This is a genomic window from Microbulbifer mixtoriginis (SeqCode), assembly GCF_052466715.1.
Map to the genome: position 1 here is coordinate 685,218 of NZ_CP174288.1, position 23,876 is coordinate 709,093.

The 23,876-nt window shown below is 36.0% G+C and carries 17 protein-coding genes; all 17 read left to right on the forward strand.

The window, feature by feature from the left end:
• Window positions 1-255 precede the first annotated feature (255 nt).
• Window positions 256-1,047: an ABC transporter permease gene (locus ACJJH9_RS03155; RefSeq protein WP_444924275.1), complete on the forward strand. Its 792-nt coding sequence runs from the start codon at window positions 256-258 to the stop codon at window positions 1,045-1,047.
• Entirely contained in the window at window positions 1,044-1,739 is a 696-nt protein-coding gene (locus ACJJH9_RS03160; protein ID WP_444924276.1) for an ABC transporter ATP-binding protein, read from the forward strand. Before ACJJH9_RS03155 ends, ACJJH9_RS03160 begins: the two co-directional genes overlap by 4 nt.
• 29 nt (window positions 1,740-1,768) lie before the next feature.
• Window positions 1,769-3,004: a KpsE/RkpR family capsule polysaccharide export protein gene (locus tag ACJJH9_RS03165; protein ID WP_444924277.1), complete on the forward strand. Its 1,236-nt coding sequence runs from the start codon at window positions 1,769-1,771 to the stop codon at window positions 3,002-3,004.
• Between the two features lie 82 nt (window positions 3,005-3,086).
• The gene (locus ACJJH9_RS03170; protein WP_444924278.1) at window positions 3,087-4,730 is read left to right on the forward strand and encodes a polysaccharide biosynthesis/export family protein; all 1,644 of its coding nucleotides are present in this window, start codon (window positions 3,087-3,089) and stop codon (window positions 4,728-4,730) included.
• 139 nt (window positions 4,731-4,869) lie between these two features.
• Window positions 4,870-5,784 carry a glucose-1-phosphate thymidylyltransferase RfbA gene (gene rfbA, locus ACJJH9_RS03175; protein WP_444924279.1) on the forward strand — a complete coding sequence of 305 codons (915 nt, stop codon included), beginning with the start codon at window positions 4,870-4,872 and terminating at the stop codon, window positions 5,782-5,784.
• A 279-nt stretch (window positions 5,785-6,063) separates the two neighbouring features.
• Complete coding sequence (locus ACJJH9_RS03180; RefSeq protein ID WP_444924280.1) at window positions 6,064-6,570, forward strand: hypothetical protein; 507 nt, start codon at window positions 6,064-6,066, stop codon at window positions 6,568-6,570.
• A 27-nt stretch (window positions 6,571-6,597) separates the two neighbouring features.
• Complete coding sequence (wecB, locus tag ACJJH9_RS03185; RefSeq protein ID WP_444924281.1) at window positions 6,598-7,719, forward strand: non-hydrolyzing UDP-N-acetylglucosamine 2-epimerase; 1,122 nt, start codon at window positions 6,598-6,600, stop codon at window positions 7,717-7,719.
• 77 nt (window positions 7,720-7,796) lie between these two features.
• On the forward strand, window positions 7,797-9,077 hold the full coding sequence (wecC, locus tag ACJJH9_RS03190) for a UDP-N-acetyl-D-mannosamine dehydrogenase (protein ID WP_444924282.1): 1,281 nt from the start codon (window positions 7,797-7,799) through the stop codon (window positions 9,075-9,077).
• Window positions 9,078-9,147: 70 nt separating this feature from the next.
• Window positions 9,148-12,981, forward strand: a complete 3,834-nt coding sequence (locus tag ACJJH9_RS03195; RefSeq protein WP_444924283.1) for a glycosyltransferase — start codon at window positions 9,148-9,150, stop codon at window positions 12,979-12,981.
• On the forward strand, window positions 12,974-14,131 hold the full coding sequence (locus ACJJH9_RS03200; protein ID WP_444924284.1) for a glycosyltransferase: 1,158 nt from the start codon (window positions 12,974-12,976) through the stop codon (window positions 14,129-14,131). The genes ACJJH9_RS03195 and ACJJH9_RS03200 overlap by 8 nt, the downstream gene beginning before the upstream one ends.
• A gap of 3 nt (window positions 14,132-14,134) precedes the next feature.
• Window positions 14,135-15,673 (forward strand): heparinase II/III domain-containing protein, encoded by a 1,539-nt coding sequence (locus ACJJH9_RS03205; protein ID WP_444924285.1) that lies wholly within the window; start codon window positions 14,135-14,137, stop codon window positions 15,671-15,673.
• A 17-nt stretch (window positions 15,674-15,690) separates the two neighbouring features.
• Window positions 15,691-16,629 carry a hypothetical protein gene (locus tag ACJJH9_RS03210; RefSeq protein ID WP_444924286.1) on the forward strand — a complete coding sequence of 313 codons (939 nt, stop codon included), beginning with the start codon at window positions 15,691-15,693 and terminating at the stop codon, window positions 16,627-16,629.
• A gap of 32 nt (window positions 16,630-16,661) precedes the next feature.
• Complete coding sequence (locus ACJJH9_RS03215) at window positions 16,662-18,266, forward strand: hypothetical protein (RefSeq protein ID WP_444924287.1); 1,605 nt, start codon at window positions 16,662-16,664, stop codon at window positions 18,264-18,266.
• Window positions 18,267-18,304: 38 nt separating this feature from the next.
• Window positions 18,305-19,285: a hypothetical protein gene (locus ACJJH9_RS03220; RefSeq protein WP_444924288.1), complete on the forward strand. Its 981-nt coding sequence runs from the start codon at window positions 18,305-18,307 to the stop codon at window positions 19,283-19,285.
• 152 nt (window positions 19,286-19,437) lie between these two features.
• A complete protein-coding gene (locus tag ACJJH9_RS03225; protein ID WP_444924289.1) occupies window positions 19,438-21,240 on the forward strand; it encodes a hypothetical protein in 1,803 nt (600 codons plus the stop codon).
• Window positions 21,241-21,272: 32 nt separating this feature from the next.
• Window positions 21,273-22,706 carry a mannose-1-phosphate guanylyltransferase/mannose-6-phosphate isomerase gene (locus tag ACJJH9_RS03230; RefSeq protein ID WP_444924290.1) on the forward strand — a complete coding sequence of 478 codons (1,434 nt, stop codon included), beginning with the start codon at window positions 21,273-21,275 and terminating at the stop codon, window positions 22,704-22,706.
• Window positions 22,707-22,922: 216 nt separating this feature from the next.
• On the forward strand, window positions 22,923-23,687 hold the full coding sequence (locus tag ACJJH9_RS03235) for a class I SAM-dependent methyltransferase (protein ID WP_444924291.1): 765 nt from the start codon (window positions 22,923-22,925) through the stop codon (window positions 23,685-23,687).
• Window positions 23,688-23,876: the final 189 nt, after the last annotated feature.

Consider the following 23,876-nt stretch of genomic DNA (forward strand, 5'->3'; position numbering starts at 1 on the left):
TTATAGATAGAATAGAGTACGATAATACCAGTTAGGCATAAAAAATTTCTACATCATAAATATCTCCCCATAAAGATCACAACCACGCCATAAAAAATCCCCAAGGAGCTAATAAGGTATATTCTGGTAGAGCGTTGCGCCAAATTGAGATTTTGGTGGCATTATCAGGAATATTCGCTATATATATGTGTACCCTTAGCATCACTCACAATAATAAGAGTGTTTATATAGAACGATATTCAAGAAATATTATCTATGAACCCTATGGCCAAACGCTCAAACTGGCAGATCCAACGGGACGTGATATATTCACTCCTTATTCGCGAGATGAAGACCCGCTTCGGTAAGTGGCGGCTCGGCTATGCTTGGGCATTACTAGAGCCTGCTTTACATATAATGGTGTTGGCAACCATCTTCAATTTAATTGGAAGAAGTTTTTATCCAGGTATCCCTACTGTATTATTTATGCTCGGTGGTATTGCGCCTTTTTTGTTTTTTAGTCACTGTTTATCAAAAGGAATAGCGGCTGTATCATCCAATCGTGGTTTATTCAATTATCGTCAGTTGAGACCCTTTGATACTGTAATAGCAAGAGTCTTTTTAGAATTTTCAGTTTACATACTTTGTATGTTGGTTCTAATGATTATACTTGCTTGGGTGGGAGTTTTTGTTCCTTTTGGGGATATACTTTTGTTATTTGAAGTAAATATTTTATTTTTTTGTTTCTGCTTTGGTCTTAGTTTGGTGTTATGTGTGCTTGGTGAAAAGCATCCTGAGATTTCAAAAGTTATTCCACTAGTGAATAGACCTCTATATTTTATTTCTGGGGTTTTTTTTTCCCTGGAGCAAATTCCAGAGGAGTATCACCAGTATTTACTATGGAACCCTTTACTACATGTTATTGAAATAACAAGAGAAGGTTTATTTGCGTCCTACGAAGGTAAATTTTCTAATTTCCAATATTTGATCTTTTCTTCAATGGGTATGCTTGCTTTGGGGTTGTTAACTTACAGGGCTTATTGGAGAGACTTGGTGAGAAGTCAATGATAAAGTTAGAAAACCTTACCAAGTCATATCGTACGCCTCATGGGCGAAAGATCCTTTTTCAAAATGTAAACGCTAATTTTCCAGAAGGAAAAAATATAGGAATTCTAGGAAGAAATGGAGTAGGTAAGTCGACTTTATTAAGAATTATGGGCGGGATTGACTACCCTGACTCTGGAAAAGTTGTAACAGATAAAAGAATATCCTGGCCTATGGGATTATCCGGTGGATTTCAAGGGAGTATGACAGGTAGAGAGAATGTTGCTTTTGTTTGTGGAATACATGGTGTTTGGAGAGAAGAGAAACGCAAAGTAATGAACCTAGTCCGAGAGTTTTCAGAAATTGGTAACTATTTTGATGCTCCAATAAAAAATTACTCCTCAGGTATGCGTTCTCGATTAGCTTTCGGACTTAGTATTGCGTTGGATTTTGATGTTTATTTAGTCGATGAAGTAATGTCGGTGGGTGATGCTCACTTTCGAAGTAAATGTGAAGCTGTTATTTCTGAGAAACGAAGAAAATCTAACTTTATTATCGTGACACATGCAATACCAATTATAAGAAAAAATTGTGATGTGGGGCTTTATATTGATAATAATGGTGTGAAGATCTGTAAATCCATAGGAAAAGCGATTGCTTTATATCGAGCAGGTATACCAGATTACTCAGATGGGAAGAGAGAAAATAATAAGTAATAATTTAATAAGTCAATATGAATAAGTCGATGAAAGCGGTTCAAATTTTAAAATTAAATCATATGAATGGTACGTTGCAGAAGATCACAGATGATCTAGGAAGGTTTCTGAATAAGTTTTCCAAATTAAGCAGTAGCATTATAAAAAAACTTAAAAAGGAAAGTAGATCATTTCTCTCTAGGTATATCTGGTTTCTGATATTCATACTTATGCCAGTATTTATGGTGACTGTTTACTATGTATTTTTTGTTTCTGAACGATATATAAGCATTGCACAGTTGATTGTCAAAGATACTGCATCTTCTCAAGGGGCATCAGCCGGCTTGGGTTTTTTGATTCCTGGAATAGGGAATGATAATCAGGACTCTTTTCTGGTAGTGAACTACATTCAGTCACTAGATATGGCTTTGTATTTAGACAATGAATTGAAGTTATCAGAATACTACAAAAGCGATAAGCATGATATATTTTCGCGCCTATCTACCGATGCTACTCAAGAAGAATATCTAAAGTATTACCGAAATCACATAGTGGTAAATCATGCTGAAGCTACCGGAATAATCACTATAGAAATGCAGGCCTTCGATCCAAGTTTTGCGCGGCTACTCATTGAAACGGTAATACTGAAATCTGAGAACTTTGTTAATGCACTGAGTAACCAACTTGCTGATAAGCAAGTAGACTTCGTCGAGAATGAAGTTGAACTTGCCCAGAGCAAGCTCCGAATGTCAAAGCAGGATATTTTGGATTTCCAAAATAGTAATAATGTGGTAAGCCCTGAAGAGTTAACAAAGGGAATCAGCAGTATTATCCAGAGTTTAGAGGCTCGTTTGGCCGAAGAACGTGCCAAACTTACAGCCGCCAAAACTTATCTAAATGCAGACTCATCACAAATAATTTCAATGCAAGCAGAAATTGGCGCCTTGAAAAATCAAATAGAACTGGAAAAAGTTCGATTGGTTGGTATAGGTGACGAGAAAGGTGAACAGAGACTCAATACATTAGGTGCACACTTTCAGAATCTAGAATTAGATCTACAATTTGCAACTGATGCTTACGCAGCATCACTTAAGGCTCTAGAAAGTGCAAGAATGGAAGCTTCTGGTAAATTAAAACATCTGATGGTTGTAACACAACCATCACTCGCTGAAGAGGCAGAATACCCACATAAGATTTATAATTTAGTGAGCCTCACATTAATACTTTTACTATTGTATGGCATTGTGGTTATGCTAATAGCAAGTATAAGAGATAATCGCATATAAAAGGGCATCGTAAATATAATGCTACTTTAGGGTGCACGATTTACATATAAATCATCTATAGGCTAGGATGAATAATTGAAAAATGAAACTTACTAGTGAAGATACAATTAAATACTTTATATCTATTTTTATTATAATCAGTGTTTTATCATATGGTAAGGTCTTTGCCCTAGAAACACAGCTTATTGATAAAATAGAAATAAGTGAAAAAGCCAAATTAGAGGTCCCCGTTTTTGGGCAAACGCTTTTTCAAGGTGGATTTAAGGATCAACCATTCAATGGATTTAACCCTGACTATAGAATAACAATTGGAGATCAGATTAATCTACAACTATGGGGAGCATATAGCTTTAGTGCTACTTTAGCAGTTGATCCTAAAGGAAATATATTCATCCCAGAGGTAGGGCCAGTACATGTCGGAGGTGTTCAAAACGGAAATCTCAATGATTTTGTTCTACGTCATGTAAAACGGGTTTTCAAAAACAATGTGCAAGCTTATGCGAACCTTGAGGCTAGCCAACCTGTAAAAGTATTCGTCACTGGATATGTGAATAATCCAGGGCTATATAATGGTTTCAGTTCCGACTCGATCTTATACTACTTAGATAGTTCTGGTGGAATAGACGCCGAGAGTGGCAGCTTTGTCGATATAAAAGTGATTAGACAGGGGGAATTAATACAGCAGGTTAATTTGTATAATTTCTTAGTCGATGGTGTTATGCCAGCTTTACAGCTGCGTAGTGGCGATGTCATTGTAGTCGGGGCCAGAAAAGGGTCTGTTACTATCGACGGAGCCGTTCAACAGGCTGCGCAATTGGAATTTTCCGGTCCTTATACTCAATTGGGTGAGATGCTGTTGGTCAGTAAACCAGACCCACAAGCCAACTTCGCACGCATTACGCAAATTATAGATGGAGTACAACAAGCTTACTATTTACCCTTATCTCAGGCAATGACAACTCGACTGTATCCTGGTGCAGAGGTCGAATTAGTGCGTGATAATGATGTACGGTCAATATCAATCTTAGTTTCTGGAGAACTAGACGGACCTGCTACATATATACTGCCTTATGGTGCCACGCTTCATGAGTTATTAATTCAATTAAGTTATCGAGAGAATGCTGATCAAAAATCGATTCAACTTTATCGGAAAAGTGTGGCGGAGAAGCAAAGAGCTGCACTTGGTAGATCCCTTGATGCACTTCAGATGGAAGTTTTGACCCGTCAGCCTACTACGGATCTTGAAAAGGACTCTCAAAAAGATAATGCATTGATGATTCAGAATTTCATTAAGCAAGCTCGTAAAGCAAAACCTAGGGGGCAGGTTGTTATCGCAAATAATCCAAAAGCTTCTGATATGTTACTAGAGGATGGCGATGAAATAGTTGTTCCTTTAAAAGCTTCTACAGTGTCTATAGTTGGCGAAGTGATATTTCCAACATCTCTTATTTATAATAAAAAATATACTTTGGAAGACTATATAGAGCTAGCTGGAGGATTTGCTAATAATGCCAATCGTGATGAATTAGTGGTATTACACCTGGATGGAACAATTACGCGTATTGAAGATCGAGATTTCGATAATCGCCTTGGGAATCGGTTGCGTCCCGGAGATGAGATTATGGTGATGCCAAAGATAAGCGCAAGTGAATTGCAGGTGACAAAAGATATCACAGAAATCTTGTACCGAATTGCCGTTGGAACTGCAGCTGTTCTATCATTCTGAAGTTGGTAGTGTTTGAAAAAAATACGTAATTCATATGATATTACTTGAGCGAAAGAAACAAATAAATTAACTGTTTTCAATATAAATGTAGTACAAAATATTTTGACCCTGGCGCTAATCTAAATATGCTGGAGGAATTGTGACTGCGACTCATTATGGGCGTAGAGGGATCATACTAGCCGGTGGTACTGGAACCCGGCTCTATCCGCTGACTAAGGGTATCAGTAAGCAACTGATGCCTGTATATGACAAACCAATGATATATTATCCACTTACCACATTGATGTTAGCGGGTATTAGAGAAATTTTAATCATCACAACACCTCAGGATCAATGTCTTTTCAAAGCACTATTAGGAAATGGTGCACAGTGGGGAATAAATTTAAGTTATGCAATTCAGAGGTCTCCAAACGGATTGGCTGAAGCATTTATTATCGGACGTGATCATATTGGTAGCAATCCCAGTGCTCTAATTCTGGGAGATAATATTTTTTATGCGCACCAATTTAGCGATCTGTTGAATAGAGCTAATGCCCGGCTCCAGGGTGCCACTATATTTGGATATAGGATTGCAGATCCAGGTGCCTATGGTGTTGCTGAATTTAATCCAGAAGGCAAAGTTATTAGTGTTGAGGAAAAACCAACAGAACCAAAATCAAATTACGCCATCACTGGTTTGTATTTATATGATCATAAAGCTTGTGATTTAGTGAGAGAGATTAGACCAAGTAATCGTGGTGAACTGGAAATTACAGATCTAAATCGAATGTATCTGGATAGAGGTGAATTAAATTTAGAATTAATGGGGCGAGGTTCCGCCTGGTTAGATACTGGTACTCATGATAATTTACTAGCCGCTGCACACTTTGTACAAACCATTGAACGTCGTCAGGGGCTAAAAATTGCCTGCCCAGAGGAAGTGGCTTTTCGTAAAGGTTTTATTTCAGCCGATGAACTTGAAACTCAGGCTCGATTACTTATGAAAAGTGGCTATGGAGACTATTTGATGCGCTTACTTGGTGAGTCAGTGCGAGATCATAATTTTGGGCGTTAATTTTTCCAACAATAACATTAAACAAAAAAATTTATTATTTTTCATTGCAATAAAATGTTACAAGTTAAAAACTATAAATAATGGCTAAAATGGAAATTTAGTACGTTTAAGATTGAACTCTCTTTTAGTGAAGAGTGTTCCATATGTTCGTTAAATCTAACAGCTCATTTCGAATTTAGAAAGGTTCTTAAAAAATTTTTTTGAATAAAAGTTTAATAGAAATCGAAAATGAAGAAGTCAACGGTCTTTCTGTTAATATATCTAAATTTAACTTAATTTTTGGCAACTGATTCATTATTGGTTTCAGCTATTCATGGTAAAAAAGCAATGAATGAGAAGTATCAAGTTCAGTTACTGAAAGATACTCCACTATTTGATGCTGAGTGGTACCTATCTCATCATTCTGATGTAGAGAGTATCAAGCTAACACCAGAGCTACATTACTTACGCTACGGCTGGCGTATGGGGAGAAGTCCATCCGCTTTATTTTGCAGTGTAAGTTATCAGAAGAAATATCCAGATGTCGCCCAAAGCAATGAAAATCCTCTAATTCACTACCTACGATTTGGTAGACGGGAGGGTAGGGAAGTTCAGCCAGTAAGGCAAAGTAACTGGAATATGAAAAATGATAAAAGTGTAAACATATTAAAATATAGAGCGAAAAATTTCGAAAATGATACCGATAATATTGTGGAATCACAATTAAAAGAGACTCAATGTCTACTGGAAAAATATGTAAGACGTTGTCAAGAACTTGAGTATCAGATTATTGATGAAAAGGGATAAGATGTGAATTAGTAAAGGAATACTTGTATGAAGGTACTTATTGTTTTTGGTACTCGCCCCGAAGCGATAAAAATGGCGCCATTATCCTTAAGGCTTAAAGGTGATTCTAGATTCGAGACCAAGGTTTGTGTGACTGCACAACATCGTGAAATGCTGGATCAAGTGCTCAGCTTGTTTGAATTGAACCCAGACTACGATCTTAACTTAATGAAACCAGGACAGAATCTTACTGACCTAAGTGCAAATATTCTAACAGGTGTAAGCAAAATAATTACTAAAGCCAATCCGGATATGGTTTTGGTACATGGAGATACTACAACTACTTTAATAGCAAGTTTAGCTTCTTATTACAATAAAATTCCTATTGGCCATGTAGAAGCCGGCCTACGTACAGGGAATCTATACTCACCCTGGCCAGAAGAAGCAAATCGAAAACTAACAGGGTCTCTGGCTACTCTACATTTTACACCGACGGAAAATTCAAAAATAAATTTGCTAAATGATGGAGTAAGTGAAGATCAGATATATGTAACTGGAAACACAGTTATTGATTCTTTGCTTGAGGTCGTACGTAAACTTGATAACAATCAATCCCTTTATGAGGGGTTAACTAGAGACTTCAGTTTCTTAGATGATACAAGAAAGTTAATTTTAGTCACTGGGCACCGTCGTGAGAGTTTTGGTGGTGGATTTGAACGTATATGTAAGGCACTTGTTGAAATTTCTAAATCTCATCCTAATACTCAGATAGTTTATCCTGTACATCTAAATCCAAATGTACGGGAGCCTGTAAATCGTCTTTTAAAACATGTAGATAATATCTATCTTATTGACCCTTTAGATTACTTGCCATTTGTATATTTGATGAATAGATCAAATATTATTCTAACCGATTCTGGGGGAATTCAAGAGGAGGCACCATCTCTAGGTAAGCCTGTTCTAGTAATGCGTGATACGACCGAACGCCCCGAAGCATTATTGGCGGGTACGGTAAAGCTAGTAGGTACCGATACCTCAAATATTACAAGTGAACTATCTAGACTTCTCACCGATAATGATGAATATAAAAAGATGAGTTATGCTCATAATCCTTATGGAGATGGGCAAGCATGTAACAGAATAATAGAATCTCTGATTGAATTTCAGTGATATTTTGAGTGATACAGGGAACTTCATGAAACTGCCATTTCTAATGGCACTTCCAATGAGAATTAATAGGAATGTTTATGGAATTCGAAACCATTTCCGTTATTGGGCTGGGGTATATCGGATTGCCTACAGCTGCTGTAATTGCTTCCAGGCGTAAGAAAGTAATAGGTATAGATATAGACCAGTATGTGGTTGATACCATAAATAAAGGAAATATTCATATCGTAGAACCTGAATTGGATATGATCGTCCATGCCGCGGTAACTGGAGGCTTTTTAAATGCAACGACTAGGCCTCAAGCCGCTGATGCCTTTTTGATAGCTGTACCAACACCATTCATCAAAGAATCTGAAGGAAATATTCATAAAGCGGATCTTAGCTACATTGAAATGGCTTCTAAAGCATTAGCTCCCGTATTAAAGGTTGGAGATTTAGTGGTATTGGAATCAACTTCTCCTGTAGGAACAACAGAGAAAATGTCGTTATGGCTTGCGGAGGCTAGGCCAGACCTGACATTCCCGCAAACTCATGGTGAGCTATCCGACATTCGAATAGCACACTGTCCGGAGCGAGTATTACCCGGGCATGTGGTTCGTGAATTAGTTGAGAATGATCGTGTTATAGGGGGTATGACTCCAAAATGCTCCGAAGCGGCTAAAAATCTTTATCAGATATTTATCGAAGGTGAGTGTCTGATAACTACAACCAGAACGGCTGAGATGACCAAGCTTACGGAGAACAGTTTCAGGGATGTGAATATTGCTTTTGCCAATGAACTATCTGTTATTTGTAATAAGCTAGGTATTAATGCCTGGGAGCTAATCTTACTTTCTAACCGCCATCCACGTGTCGATATCCTTCAGCCAGGTGCCGGTGTCGGCGGACATTGTATAGCCGTAGATCCCTGGTTTATTGTTGATTCATGTCCTAAAGAAGCCAAACTGATACGTACTGCCCGTGAGGTTAATGACGATAAACCAAAGTGGGTTATTAATCAGGTTAAGGAACATCTAAAGAAGATTCAATCAGAAAAATCAGGTTATACCAATGGTGATATTACAGTTACCTGTTTGGGGATCGCCTTTAAACCTGATATTGATGATCTTCGTGAAAGCCCGGCCCTTAATATAGTGAATGCAATTGCGACTTTGGGTTGTAGATTAAAGGTGGTTGAACCAAATATTGAGAACTTGCCCAAGATGCTCGAACATTCGAACGTTGAGCTTTCTACTTTAGAGAACTCACTGAATGACGCTGATATTGTATGTATATTAGTTAAACATAGCCTATTTTCAGAACAAAAAAGCCTATTAACAAGCAAAAGTAATCTGATAGACGCGGTTGGCCTTCTCGCCTAAGGGTTGGACAGATTAATTAAGTAAACATAAACGGATTTTACAGTTTGCTAATCACTGGACAGAATATTTTATGGATGTGCTGTTAAAACACGCTGAAATACTCTCACAACATTCACTAAGCAGAGTGTATTCATCAGTACCTGGCCGTGTAGCCTATATAGTGAGCCATGGAGAAAGTTATGCCAGTAATGGTTACGCGGTTCGTACACAAGAAGTAGCTAAATCTTTGAATGAGCAAGGTTTTGATACTCTGTGTTTTGTACGTCCTGGAAGACCATGGGAATTAGGTTCACTGAAGAATAAAGTTGACCCTGAAATAGTGATTGATGGAGTCCGCTATATACACAGCCGTTGGAAAAAAGATCAAGCTCCAAATGACGAAAGAGATCATCTCGAATCAAGTGTTGCTCGTTTTTGTGAGCTTTTTAAAATTTATAGACCCGAATTCGTATTAGCTGCGTCAGATTATATTGTGGGACTTCCAGCATGGGTTGCTGCTAAGCGCCTTGGTATACCTTTTTATTATGAGGTGCGTGGATTCTGGGAATTATCCCGAGCTGCTCGAGAACCAGGATTTGATAAAACCTCAATATTTAAAATAGAGGCAGAACGTAATACATTCGTTTGTAAGAAAGCTATAAAGGTATTTACACTTAATCATTTGATGAGAACAGAATTAAGTGTTCGTGGTATAGAAATTGAAAAGATTAATATTCTTCCTTTAGGAATTAATAGGTTACCTATCAAAAAGCATGCTGACCCCGAAGTAAAGAAAAGATTAGGTATAGATCCAGATGATATAGTGATAGGCTATATAGGTAGCTTCAATTCTTATGAGGGTATAGACACTCTTATAGAAGCTTGTAAAGAACTTAATAATCGGCGCGCTCATTATAAGCTTTTACTTGTGGGAGATGAGAACCCAACTAACCAACTAGTTCATTCACAACGTCAACTTGCAAACAAATCATGGATAATTCAGGTAGGCAGAGTAGAACATGAGAAAGTTGCAGATTATTATGCTCTAATTGACGTAATTGTAATTCCTAGAAAGAAATTTCAGGTATCTGAATTAGTATCACCAATGAAGGCTCTAGAGTCAATAGCGTTTGGTAAAAGGCTAGTCGTATCAGATGTGGAGCCACTATTAGAAATTTCTGCTAAGTATGATGGAGTTGTTTCATTTGAAGCAGCTAATGTGACTAGCCTAAGAAATGGGATTCAACAAGTATTAAGTATGCCGGTATCTTCTAACAGGATACCATCAATGAATGAACAATTGAGTGTACTGGTAAATTCTTTACGTGAGAAATTTACTGACAATGTAGAGAGTGTTTCCCAAAGTAGATCCTCAATTGATGTAACTGAACTTATTAATACTGCAAAAGAACTAATAGAACAACCTATAGATACCAAAATTGTTCCAGTTAATAAATGTGTAGCATTTGTAGGAAGTTATAACCCCGATAATGTAAAAGAGGGTTATGCTAAGCGAATTATAAAAATGGCAAAGCTACTCCAAATAAGAGGTTATAAAACTTTCTGCTTTATTAGATCAGAAAATAGATTGGATAAGGGGAAAAGGTCTGAGTTATATAAAAGAGAACTAACGATAGATGGAATACCACATATTCTATATGATGAAGTTGGTAACAGATATGTAAAGAATCATAAATCTTACCTACAAGCAGAAGTTGACGCTTATATAGAGATGTTCAAGATTCATCGTCCATCTATCCTAATCGCCTCAGGAAATTTCTCAACATCTTTACCAGCAATAATATCAGCAAGAAAAGTTTCCCTACCGGTAATTAAAGAGCATTTGTTTTATGCAGATGCATTTATTGATGAAAGTACTTGTTCATATTATTCGAATATTAATTTCACTGATAAATATAGAATCGAGAGAACTTGTGAAGAGTTTTCTGATTACAGCTATTATCTATTTCCAAATGATCCAGATAATAGAGATGCATTTTTAAAACTCATCAACAGAATTGAAGGGTCTTCAAATTACAATGACCCAATAAAGGTTCTTTCCCCAAAAACAATTTTTACAATAAGTCAAACAATCGATAGTAGCGGTCTTTACTATCTTGAATTAGAGGTTAATGATGAAACTGGTGGAAACTCAAAGGGTATAGTTGCCAGTTTTAGATTCTTCGATAAAAGTGGTAAACAGCTTAAAGGTAAAATATCTGGATTTGCTGCTTCAAAAGCATACCCTCACTATCAATACGTGGACACAACTAAAGAAAAAGGGGCTTTAAGGCTGCTAATATTTACTATTCCTGAGAACTCAAGTTATTCAAAGGTAGAGGCTGATATTGTTGCTTTTTCTACAACTGGAAAAATTCAAATACAAAAAGCAAACCTTGGAAAAGTACGCGTAGAGGATACTGCGCGTTGGCTTAGTCAAAAAATTCCAGGTACGCATTGGGTTAAGGCAATAGAACCATTTATTCATAAAGAGGGCGCTACGAGTTTAAGGCTTGCCCTATTAGGCTATAAATATAAGGTCTCAGGTCACCAAAATGATTTGAATCAGCTCAATAGTGCTATACAGGAAATGGTTGAGTTAGATCGAACCTGGGTACCAAATCTCATTCAAAATGACAGAATTTTAAAAATTAAAGAAAACGATAAATTAACAGTTGCTCATCTACACAAAACAGCCTACCCATATGAGAATACAGGTGGAGCTATCCGTTGCTTGAATACGGTTATTTCTCAAAAGAGAATTGGAATCGATCCTTTTATTATCTCTCCAGTAGGGTATCCAAGGTCTGCTGGTATCTCTGGTGTGAGGAATTATGAAAAAATAGAAGGAATAGAACATTTTCGTATTGGTGCAAATACAGACGGTCTTAGAGGCATTTCACTTGCCGATCGAAGCAGTTACTCAGCATTTCATATTGCTATGATCCTTAAAGCACGTGGTGCTCATTTAATACATGCTGCATCGGGTGTTCGAGGATATGAGTTGGCACTTCAAGCACTAGCTATAAAAAGAGCTACAGGATTACCTCTCCTGTACGAAGTCCGTTCATTTCATGAGCATACCTGGACTCCAGTTCGTGGTGACGTGATGGAGCTAGAGAAAACAAAGTTGAGAATAATTAAAGAAGACTTTTGTATGGCTCAGGCAGATTTCGTGACCACAATTTCATATAGTATGAAGAAAATTCTAATTGAGAGAGGTGTTGCACCAGAAAAGATTGGAGTGATACCAAATGCAATTGATGAGAGTAAATATCTCGAAAAAAAATATAAGCCTGTAGAAATACCTGAGTTGCAAGACGCCGATTACGTGGTTGGATACATTTCAAACATGTCCCGTCGAGAAGGACATCAATATTTAATTTTGGCAATTAAAAGACTACGCGAGATCTCTGGATTGAATATTAGAGGGCTTTTAGTTGGTGATGGTCCCGAACGACAAAATTTACAGAACTTAGCTGATCAATTGGAACTTTCTGGAATTATTCATTTTTCAGGTGAAGTTGATCATAGTTTGATTAATTCTTACTATAAAGCAATCGATCTATTTGTTATTCCACGTATACCAGATTATGCTGCGGATTGGGTTACCCCACTCAAACCCTACGAAGCAATGGCTCTAGAGAGACCAATCATAGTAACAGACCTGCCAGCTCTTAAGGAAGTAGTGGGAGAGAATGGAGATAGAGGATTAATTGCAAAACCTGCAGATGTGAATAGCCTAGTGGATCAACTACTAATTTATATTAACGATCCAGCTTTGAGGCAGAATAAAGTAAAAATAGCTAAGGACTGGGTCTTTTCTGAGCGTACCTGGAGTGCTAATGCTATTCGTTATAAAACAATATATAAAGGATTGATCTCACAGGTAAATATGATTGAAGAGGAAGTTCTTCATGCTTAAAGTTATTGATATACCAGAAAAACTATGGCAAAGCTGTGCTGAGCTTTCAAAAAAAAGTACTGTATTAGAATCGGAGCTGTTTAATACCAGTAATGATCACTGGATTTTAGCCTATGGGCCTGTAGCTCAGAGGAATCAATATCAGGCTTTATTATATTCTGCGCATACTGAATATAATGTTAGCCTTCTACCTATCCATAAACTAGATCTATGCGGCGAAATACCATGGCCCGGAAAAGTCATTTGTCATTTTCACTGGCTTCACGATAACACGAAGTGCGCTAAAACTGAAGATGATGCCAATAAGGCTGTAGTGTATTGGGAAAAACTCATCAGAAGAATTAAAGATAACGGTCATAAAATAGTGTGGACGGTACATAATGTAATGCCACATGAAACGGTTTGGATTGAGCAAGATAAAAAAATACATCAATTAGTTGCAGATGCCGCAGATTCTGTGCACATCATGGCAAGTGATAGTGTAAAGCAGACGAGTCATTACTATTCACTAAATGAGAAGAAAACCTTTTTAGTTCCACACCCCAGCTATGAGGGAGCCCAGCCTGATACAATTTCACGAGATCAAGCAAGAAACCAATTGGGAATTACTAGTGATGATTTTGTTTTTCTCTGCTTTGGGGCAGTTATGGAGTATAAAGGTTATGACCGATTGATGAAATCCTATGAGTTTGTCAGGAAAAGGGCAAAAATTAAAACTCGGTTAATTATTGCAGGACTTCCTACAGATGGTCGTTTGGTTGGAGAGATTAAGTATTGGGCTTCAGAGAAAAGTGATGTTATTTTGGACATGACACCTGTTCCTCATGATAAGTTACAGGTTTATTTTCGTTCAGCTGATTTAGCAGTATGCCCCTACTATCGGACAATGAATTCTGGTGCTGCTATGATGGCCATAACTTTTAATGTTCCTGTGCTTGGACCAAATAGTGGTGGCTTTCAAGATCTTGAGCAACGGGGATTTGGCATCACATTTGATAATCATGCTGAAGATTCACTTGCGAAACAAATGTTGTTATATACAGACAAAAAAAATATTTCATTAAATGTTTTTACTGAATCTAAGAGGTCTATTTCCCCTTCTTATGTTTCGCGATTATTTTTTGATAATATAAATAAAATGGTGATCTAGTTGGTGGAATATAAACCCTCTCCATACGTGTCCTGGATTAAACACCTGGACGATTATAATGATAAGAATAAAGTCATTTCTTTAATGAGTAACTGTACAGAGATTCTTGTCCATCCATGCCATAAACCATTATCGATTGAATCAGAAAGTGATGTTTATCAAGCTTTGGATAAAGAAGACAAGACAATACAGCTGTACTTCTACTCTCTTGCTTGGATAATTCCAGTATTAGAAAGTAGTGATTGTGAGAAAATTATAGCTGCTTTACAAATTATTCATAAGGTACTTGATATAACTCCCGAAGAAGAACGAATGGGAGCCTGGAATATGCTGTGGGATGATCATGCAATATGTGAGCGTTCATGCGTATTGCTTGAAATTAGAAAATACTGTGATGCGTTGAATTTAGACAATAATCTTTCCAAGAAAATTGACGCCCATATTGATGAAATTCAAAATCGGTTGAATAGTTTCATAAAAGATGACAAGTGGGCCAACAATAACCACAGAATATTTCATCTTTTAGCTGCGTTTATTAATTCAGATTCTAATGGAGATCTTAATAGAAAGGAAGAGTTAAGATTTTGTATAGCTGATTTTATAAATTCTCTGATGGACCGTGATACGGGTTTTGCCCTCGAACAATGTATTGCTTATTGTTTTTTTGACTTAATTGTTATTAAGAACGTAATTGAAACCATGTCCCTTCTGTCAGCCGAATTGGATTTTGATGTTGGATTAATTGAAAAAAATATGAATGCTCATATGGCTTCATTATCATTTCCTGATGGAACACTCCCCGCTTCCGGTGACACTACCCTTGGAAGAAATCTTAGCGGCCATCAAAAAAAATTCACCCCCGAACCAAATCAATTGGTCTCTTATTGGGAGCGACTTGATAAAATAGGATATTTTCGAGGTCGGGCGAATGATGACTCTGTGCATTTTTTGACACTATCTCATAATGCAGAAAGTGCTCACGGGCATTTTTCACCTCTTCATACAGATGTTTGGTTTCAGGATTTCGGATGTTTGATAGTTGATTCTGGCGGTCCTTATAAATATGGTTCCAAACTGAGATATAATTGGTTTAAAGCAGCTAATGGTCACAATTCATTAGCTATAAAAAACAATAATCATCAGGATATTGTCGATATATCCCTTGTAGCATTAATTAATCGTACAGGATTTGTAGGGCATTCAAAATCAAAATCATCGAATCATCTTAGATCCATTTTTACGTATAGTGACACAATAATTATTCATGAATCCATTACATCTGATAGTGATTGGTCACTGTATTATAATTTTTCAGAAAGTTGTGAATTAAGACAGGTTCAAGACGGTGTATTTGAAATAACTAAATCAGATTGTATAAATAAAATTATTATTCGACTTACGATAGATAATACGGATATTAATATCATTGAAACCGAACGCTGTGTAGGCCATTCTAAAATAGTTAAAGCACCATCATTGGTAGTTAGTTCGTCTATCAATGAGAGCAACTTTTTTTTCGTCTGCTCTAAAGTCTCTTGTTAGAAGCTATTGGTACTCTTATGGGTGTGAATAATTTTATTAATATTCTAAAAGGTTATCTCTTTAACCCTGAAGTTTTTTGGCCTGATGACACCCTGTTTCATAGGAGAAATCGTGAAAAAATTGCGAAAGCTATAGATAATGTGATGGGGTTTAGCAGGCAGGAGTTGGTCAATCAGCTTGTTGAAGATTTGCAGAAAAGATATGAAAACAAAAATAAAACTCTTTATGTAATAAGTTGTGGTTCTTCCGGGTGCCACTTACTTGGAGAGATTCTCTCATCCATCGGAAAATTTAATCTGATTAAAGAGGTTTATTACCCTCCTGCTTTACTATCTCTTTGTGCAGGAAGTGGAACAGGGTTGTCCAAAAAAGAAAGGAAGATGCTTTTTGATATGGTAAGCTACTTCCCTTCCTCAGGGCTGCGAGATAAAAATTATAATATCGTACCTGTGAATATTATGCACTTAAGGGATGATACGCCAACATCCTTAGTACAGGATATGGGTGAGCAACATTTAATTCTTTTGATGAGAAACCCATTTGATATAGCTTACTCAAGATCTTTTAGGAAAGACGTTTATAGAGTTGAAGCAGATCCAGATGCCTCGGATAGAGAATATTTAATTAAACAGGTGAATAATGTTAAACGCTTCTTCAAATTAGCTTTTGAAGAAGAAAATATTTTTGATGACATTGTACGATATGAAGACCTAATAAGTAATTCCTACACTGCCGTCTATGATTTGCTTTTCGCTGCTAAAGAAAAGTTCCCTGAAGCCTGGAAAGAAAGAAATGCATTAATAAAAGCTGGAGAGCATATTGGAAGTAGTTCCTCAATAAATTATAACTCGAGAAAAAAAGAAAAATTGTGCAATGATTATTCTTTAATCTTAAAGAGTAACCTACAGGATTTGTCTGATTTATTAGGGTATCAATGTCCAGATTATATTGCATGATAGAAATTCTGTAATTAATTGTGGAGGCGTGCGTGATTGTCCAAAGATTTAATCTCGGAACTCTTGGGTCGTTATATTTCTACTACTTAGGGAAAGAAGAACAATCGAAATTTAAATTAAATGATTTTATAATTTTACCTGATGAATCTGTACTATATTTTGATGATTTAAAGTTAAAATATAATTCTCTTTATATCGGTGGCGAATTGGCAGTTTCTTATAATGAAATAATGAATAGAATTGAGATTTTCGATTTCAATGATGATTTTAAAAATATTAATAACTTTAAAATTAATAATGTCTACACGATCTCTGATAAGGTTCAAGAAACTGTAAGCTCTTTAAATTTAGAAGGGGCAGCTTTTACAGAATTGAGAAAGATAGCTCTTGTAAAGGTTCCCGTCCTTACATGTTTTTTTGCGATAAAAATTTTAATTTCGAATGGAGTGAATGAGTTTTCTAATGCCAAAGTTTTACTTTTGGCATGTGATAATTTTCGCAGATTAAATCTTTTTTCCTTTACACGCCATATTGCACAGCCCTATATTAAAGAGGCTAAAGATTTAAAAGTTAAACTTAACCAAAAAATATTCGACTTGTACTGCGATGCCCAAAAATATGATAGTTCCATTTTAAAGGATATTTATTACTTTTTAAGACTGGTGGGTGACAATTATTATTTGCTTGTAAATTTAGGAACTATTTATTTCAATTTGGGTGAGCTTGAACTATGTGATCTATATTACAAAAAAGCACGTTTAGCATTGAGAAAGACAAAAATCGATGTTGATTCTATCACACCATTTAACAAGGGATTTATAAATTGGATATCTCTTAATGAATGGAACAAGGAATTGATGCCCCCAATACATAAGGAATATCAATTATTTCCCGTCAATAGAAATCAAGTTTCATGTGTGCATATGGTTAGTGCAGATGTATCATACTTTAATCTCTATGGAGAAAGTTTAATAAACTCTAGCTTAGATAATGCATTTGATGGCTTTGTAGTTCATATTAATGTTATTAATCCTAGTGATCAAATAATCACTAAGTTACAAACATTTCAAGATTTATATCCATCTATTTTTTCTTATTCTGTAGAAAGGATTCCGGATGAGAGATGTAGTAAAGCTTACTATGCATCAAGTAGATATATCCATCTGTATAAATTGATGAAGCTATATAAATCCGCAATATTTGTTACAGATATCGATATGAGAGTCAACACTCCCTGGGCAATAACATATCAAAAATATAGAAAATATGATATATGCTTACATAGTAAAAAAAATGTTGATTTAAAAAACTACTTATCAATACAAGGTCGTCCTTGGTCAATTCCAGCAGGTTATGTCTTTATCAATGCAAAAGAACCTGGTGTCAAATTTAGTAATTATATTGCATCATATATTCTATCTAATTATCGAGTTGAAAGTAAAAATCATACCAACTGGGTTATCGATCAAGTTGCAATACGTAGATCTTTAGACGCCCTAATTAATGAAAACCAAAATTTTTTAGTTGGGCGGTTGAGTTGTAATTTTATGAATGCACCAAGAAAGTCAGTTGAAACTAAATTATCATGGATTAATAATGTCAATGAAGATTTGATCTCAGATAAAACAAGTATCTAGAAGTGATATTTCCTACAAAATATCTAAAGTGAAAAAATGTGAGAAAAATATATTTGCATATCGGTACACATAAAACAGGAACCTCATCCATTCAGAAGTTCATGTCAGATAATTACTCAAATTTAATCAAATATGGTTTTCTGTATCCAAAAGTGGCAAGAGTAAGCCATGGGTCTCATCATAATTTACAGTTCCAAATAACAAATGATCCACGCTATAAAACTAAGTTAGGAGGGTGGGTTGAGTTACTGAAAGAAATTAATGAATCAAATTGTGAAAATGTAGTATTAAGTTGTGAAGCATTTTCAACTTTACAAGGGGGTGATCTTATGCCCCACTATATCTATAGCTTTGCACAAAAATTTAGATTTGATGTTGAGGTCATATGTTATCTAAGACCTCAATATGAGCTGATTGAGTCTTTGTGGTTGCAGGAAACAAAATCTGGACAGAATATTCTATCTTTCGATGATTATGTAATTAAGCAAATGCTCAAGCCAAGATTTAATTATTTGAAACTTTTCCAAGCTTGGTCAAACTACTTTAAAACTTCATTCTATATGTTCGATGAAAATGTAAAAGATAAAGGCATAATCCCCTGTTTTATTTCTGCAATTGGTGCATCTTTAATTCCTTCTTATGAGGAAGAACTTAATGTAAATAATAGAGTAAGTTATGAGCTTACAGAAATAATTAGGGGTCTTACGGCTAGACTTTGGAAAAAAGGGTTTACCAAGGCACAAACAGAGAGATGGGCACATAAATTTAGGTTCAAACATTCTGATTATGGTAGTAGGTATGGCGTCTTAACAAATAGAAATGCTATTAAAATTTTTGATTATTTTGAGAAATCAAACAAAGAATTATCCTACCAGTACCCAGAACTTCAGAAGTTGTCAAGGCCTCCGGTTGAAAAACTGAAAATACAAAAATTAGATAATTTAATCTTATCTGAAAGAGAATGTTTTTTTATGGATATCATTTCTGATTTATCATCTCCTGACCTTAAAGCAAAATAATTTTTATATAATGTAAAGGATAAACATATTAAATACTGCGTAAATTTAACCAGTTTTTATAACCAGTTGTAAATCAACAATGTTGATTGATGAACCATTAGGTAGTTGTTTCTTCATTATTTTAATATACATAATTTTTTTTGGAAAATGATATGATAAAGCCCCCATCTTTTTATCCACATCAGGGCGTACACAGAGATTTCTTTATTATATCAAAATCTAAAGAAACAAACAGAATTCGACTTGATTTAGAAGCGCTAGGAGGTATGCGTTTCGAAATCGGGAAATTCCTTTTATATATTTGGAATGTACAATTCTCAAATATAATGCTTTTTGGTTATGGTATTCTCGATGGCGTTTTTAAAGTTGGACCAGAATCGCTAGATAAAGCACCGAAATCTCCCGGCGCCGGTGCATACGTAGTTATAACTATCGATAATGATTTAATAAATATTAAAACGGACTTTGGCGGACTGCATGTATTATATTATTCAGACGATATTGTAACAAACAGGCTATATTTAAGCGCCTTGGCTGCTAATAGAATCGATTATAAAGCTATTGCATCTGTGTTCCATAGTAATCATATGTTTTGCCAGCAGTTCAACGTGTTGAATATGCCCATAAAAGGACTAAAGATCGCTCTCCCTGGGAAGCAAATTTGTATAAAAGAAAAAATAGACTTTGTTGATGATTATGCCAACTCAAATGTTGATCTAGGGAGCAGTTTAATAATAACTCCAGATGAATATCATTTCTTAATTCGTCAGGCGGCGACAGAAATTGTTAACAATGTAAATTCAATATTAGACTCTGGGTTACCTGTTATCTGTGACTTGACTGGTGGCCGTGATAGCAGAATTGTTCTTGCCGCTTTGATAGCCTCTGGACGGGTTAGAGATGTTATATTTAACACCAAGTTTTCACTACCTGATGCGAAACTAATTAGTACAGTATCTAAGTCTGAAGAATTTAAGAAGAAAACACTTGATCGAAATATTGCTACCGGTCTTGTAAAAAAATATGGTGGTGAATATGGCTGTAAAATTGAAGCAGAAACATTTTATCATTATTCGTTAAGCGATAAAATTAATGCAAGAAGAAGTCAGCTTTTTGGTGCTTATCATTTTGTACATCCATCTCAGTTGAATTCCGTTTCTGCAATTTTCCCTACTCCTAGAATAAGAATGATGGGAGGATGTGGCGAGGTTTACAGAGATTACTACCAGAATTTCTTTGGGCATAATCTATCTGAACATGATTATATTAATGTTCTCGATAGTGCTTTATTAAATAGATCTCTGATTAAAGATGGCAATTTAAGTTACGATGTTTCAAGGGAAAGTTTTTTTGAAACTTTTGAAAAACTACCAGGGGTCAGCTTTTCAGAAAAACTGGATAGTCATTATTTTGTTTTTAGAAATAGATTTCATTTTGGCTCTAACAACTCAACAGTATCAAAGGACGTTAATATAAGTCCGATATTGGTTCCATCATTATTTGCTGCATCAAGATTATTGCCCAGAAAAGAGAAAAGAACTAGTCGTATATTATTTGATATAACAAAGGAGCTTTGTGAGGAGCTGGCCTATTGTGAGTATGACAAGCCGAATGATTTTGATCTCATAAATTCTCAATATCATAAAAAATCAAAATATGATGGACATCTAATTCCAATTGACCCAGCGCCAGAATTACTGACAAATTTAAATAATAATTGGAAGTTAAGAAAGTTAAGGCCATCGGCTGAAAAATTTAATTATACAGATTTATGCAAAAAAGAAATTGATAAATCTTTATCATATATAGCATCACGAAGCAATTCAAGCTCGAGGCATATTGATAGAGAATTATCTTTATTCATGAATAATTTTCATAAAAACATTCCTACGAGACTTGGTTCGATTATGTCAAAGTTCCATGGACTAGAAGATTATTTCAAATTTTTGTATTAATTTTCTTAGAATTCCCTAAGATGGAGGATGCTATGCATATCGTGATAATAGCCGGTGGTTCGGGTTCTCGTTTATGGCCTGTATCAAGAGAGGCAAACCCTAAGCCATTTATAAAAATGAATGATGGGCTTTCACTTCTTCAGAAAACATTCCTTAGAGGAATTTCTATAGATTCCGTGGAAAGTGTTATCACAGTAGCAAATACGGAACTTTTTTTTCGTATTGAAGACGAGTATCGTGAACTATCACCCACCATACCACTTCATTATTTATTAGAACCCTGTGGCCGTAATACTGCACCTGCGATTTATTCTGCAGCTTTGGAGTTACAGCTTCGCTATGGTAGTGATGCATTGATGTTGGTCCTTCCAGCTGATCATTTGGTAAAAAATCAAGATGCCTTTATAAAAGCAGTTAATATTGCTTCCGAGGTAGCTAATGAGGGTCGACTTGTTACTTTTGGAATTCAACCAACATGTGAAGAAACAGGTTTTGGGTATATAGAAATAGCTGAGGGGTGTGACACTTCGGGCCGACATGCATTCAATGTAGAACGCTTTGTAGAAAAGCCAAATCATAGCTTGGCTAAGCAATACTTTTCGAGTGGGCGCTACTTATGGAACTCAGGGATGTTTTGTTTCCGTGTAGGTACATTATTGGAAGAGATGTCTACTCACTCACCAAGTCTTGCTGAGAGTGTAGATAGTGCCTTCGAATTCTGTCATCGCAGTGAGGGAAGAGGTTCTACGTTGGCTCGGTTTGACCCAGAAATTTTTGCCAGGGTAGAAGAGGATTCCATCGATTATGCACTGATGGAGAAATCTTCAAGAATATCTGTGGTTCCTTGTAGCCTGGGTTGGAGTGATATTGGCTGTTGGCAAGCCATGTCTAAACTGGTGGAATCTGACAGCAATGGAAATCGAGTAGTCGGTATTGCTGAACTTGAGGATTGCTCTAATATCTATATTCAAAGTTCATATCGACTAACGGCTGCGGTAGGTGTTGAAGATCTTATGATTATCGATACACCTGATGCCCTACTGGTAGCTAATCAAGATAGTAGTCAGAAAGTCAAGCAAATAGTAAAGCGTCTTAAGGATAGCGGTGGAGAATTGCATCATCAACATGTAACTGCTCATCGACCCTGGGGAACCTATACCGTACTAGAGGAAGGCGAAGGTTTTAAGATGAAGCGTATTGAGGTTAAGCCTGGAGCTTCTCTGTCTTTACAAATGCATCATCATCGAAGTGAGCATTGGATTGTTGTAAAAGGCACGGCTAAGGTAATCAATGGTGATAAAGATATTCTTCTGAGGACCAATGAATCTACCTACATCCCAGCTGGGCATCGACATAGATTAGAAAATCCTGGAATAATTCCACTCATTATGATTGAAGTGCAAAGTGGTGAATACTTGGGAGAAGACGACATTGTACGTTTCGAAGATAGTTATGGGCGATGTTAATTATGTCTAAAAAAGACAAACATAGAGAATTTAATTGTGTTATTGTCCAATGCAATTGTATTTAGCTAGATTGATTATTTTTTAAAATTTAAATGTTATTATTATCAATAAATTAAAAACCAAAGCTTTATGAATGCATGGCATTATCCAGTTCACCATTTGGGATAATATCATTAACCTTAATTCTCATGAAACTCTGAGGGGTTATCTACCATTATGTCTGAAACTCAAATGGATACCCTGAATGAGTTAATGGAAAAAATAGAAAGTAAGATCTGTGTGGTTGGTAACGAAAATTCTAATAAGTTCACCCGAGACCTTATTAGGGTTCAGGATCGGCTTTATATGCAATTAGAGGCCCTTAGCTGGCTACAGCAACGGTTATCTATTAAGGGACAGTTGCCACCACTGAGAGGTTGGGCTACATCTCCAGATATTTTACTAAAGCTCCATACTCATATTATGACACACCGTCCAAAAGTGATTGTTGAATTTGGTAGTGGAGCCTCTACATTAGTGATGGCAGACGCACTGCGTCAAAATGGACTTGGCAAGCTAATCTCTATTGAGCATAGTATTCACTATGGTAAGCAGACACAATCTGCTCTCGAAATAGAGTATCTGCAATCATGGGTAGATCTTCGCATTGGAGACTTAGAAGTCTGGAATGGGGAACATCTGCATAAAAATGATAAAATGACCATGCCTTTACTCTGGTATCCTCTATCACTATTACAAGGGATTGAATTTGTAGATCTAGTTTTGGTGGATGGGCCTCCCGGTGCAACATGTCGGCATAGCCGCTATCCTGCACTACCAGCTTTGTCAGATAAGCTATCGTCTAAGGCTGAAATATGGATGGATGATACTATCCGTAAAGAAGAGCGAGAGATCTGTGAACAGTGGTCGAAGAAATACGGTTTAATTTTGGAATACTATCCAATGGAAAAGGGCTTGGGCCGTCTTATTTCACCAAAATAAAATTACCCGCCAAAGGAAAATTTCCTTTTGTCATAAGTAAAACCAAGTGAGATACTTGCTACTTCCGTTTTTTAGTGGATATAAATATAAAATTTGAGTGTGCCATGCATTTACGGATGAGAGAAATTTAAAAATATATTGTTGTCGCATATTACATTCATAAGATTCATTTATTTTAATGAGAACAAT

Bases quoted from the DNA above. Each gene is read 5' to 3' on its own strand.
- ACJJH9_RS03155 (WP_444924275.1), top strand. From the start codon at position 256: ATGAACCCTATGGCCAAACGCTCAAACTGGCAGATCCAACGGGACGTG.
- ACJJH9_RS03160 (WP_444924276.1), top strand. From the start codon at position 1,044: ATGATAAAGTTAGAAAACCTTACCAAGTCATATCGTACGCCTCATGGG.
- ACJJH9_RS03165 (WP_444924277.1), top strand. From the start codon at position 1,769: ATGAAAGCGGTTCAAATTTTAAAATTAAATCATATGAATGGTACGTTG.
- ACJJH9_RS03170 (WP_444924278.1), top strand. From the start codon at position 3,087: ATGAAACTTACTAGTGAAGATACAATTAAATACTTTATATCTATTTTT.
- wecB (WP_444924281.1), top strand. From the start codon at position 6,598: ATGAAGGTACTTATTGTTTTTGGTACTCGCCCCGAAGCGATAAAAATG.
- wecC (WP_444924282.1), top strand. From the start codon at position 7,797: ATGGAATTCGAAACCATTTCCGTTATTGGGCTGGGGTATATCGGATTG.
- ACJJH9_RS03195 (WP_444924283.1), top strand. From the start codon at position 9,148: ATGGATGTGCTGTTAAAACACGCTGAAATACTCTCACAACATTCACTA.
- ACJJH9_RS03200 (WP_444924284.1), top strand. From the start codon at position 12,974: ATGCTTAAAGTTATTGATATACCAGAAAAACTATGGCAAAGCTGTGCT.
- ACJJH9_RS03210 (WP_444924286.1), top strand. From the start codon at position 15,691: ATGGGTGTGAATAATTTTATTAATATTCTAAAAGGTTATCTCTTTAAC.
- ACJJH9_RS03225 (WP_444924289.1), top strand. From the start codon at position 19,438: ATGATAAAGCCCCCATCTTTTTATCCACATCAGGGCGTACACAGAGAT.
- ACJJH9_RS03230 (WP_444924290.1), top strand. From the start codon at position 21,273: ATGCATATCGTGATAATAGCCGGTGGTTCGGGTTCTCGTTTATGGCCT.
- ACJJH9_RS03235 (WP_444924291.1), top strand. From the start codon at position 22,923: ATGTCTGAAACTCAAATGGATACCCTGAATGAGTTAATGGAAAAAATA.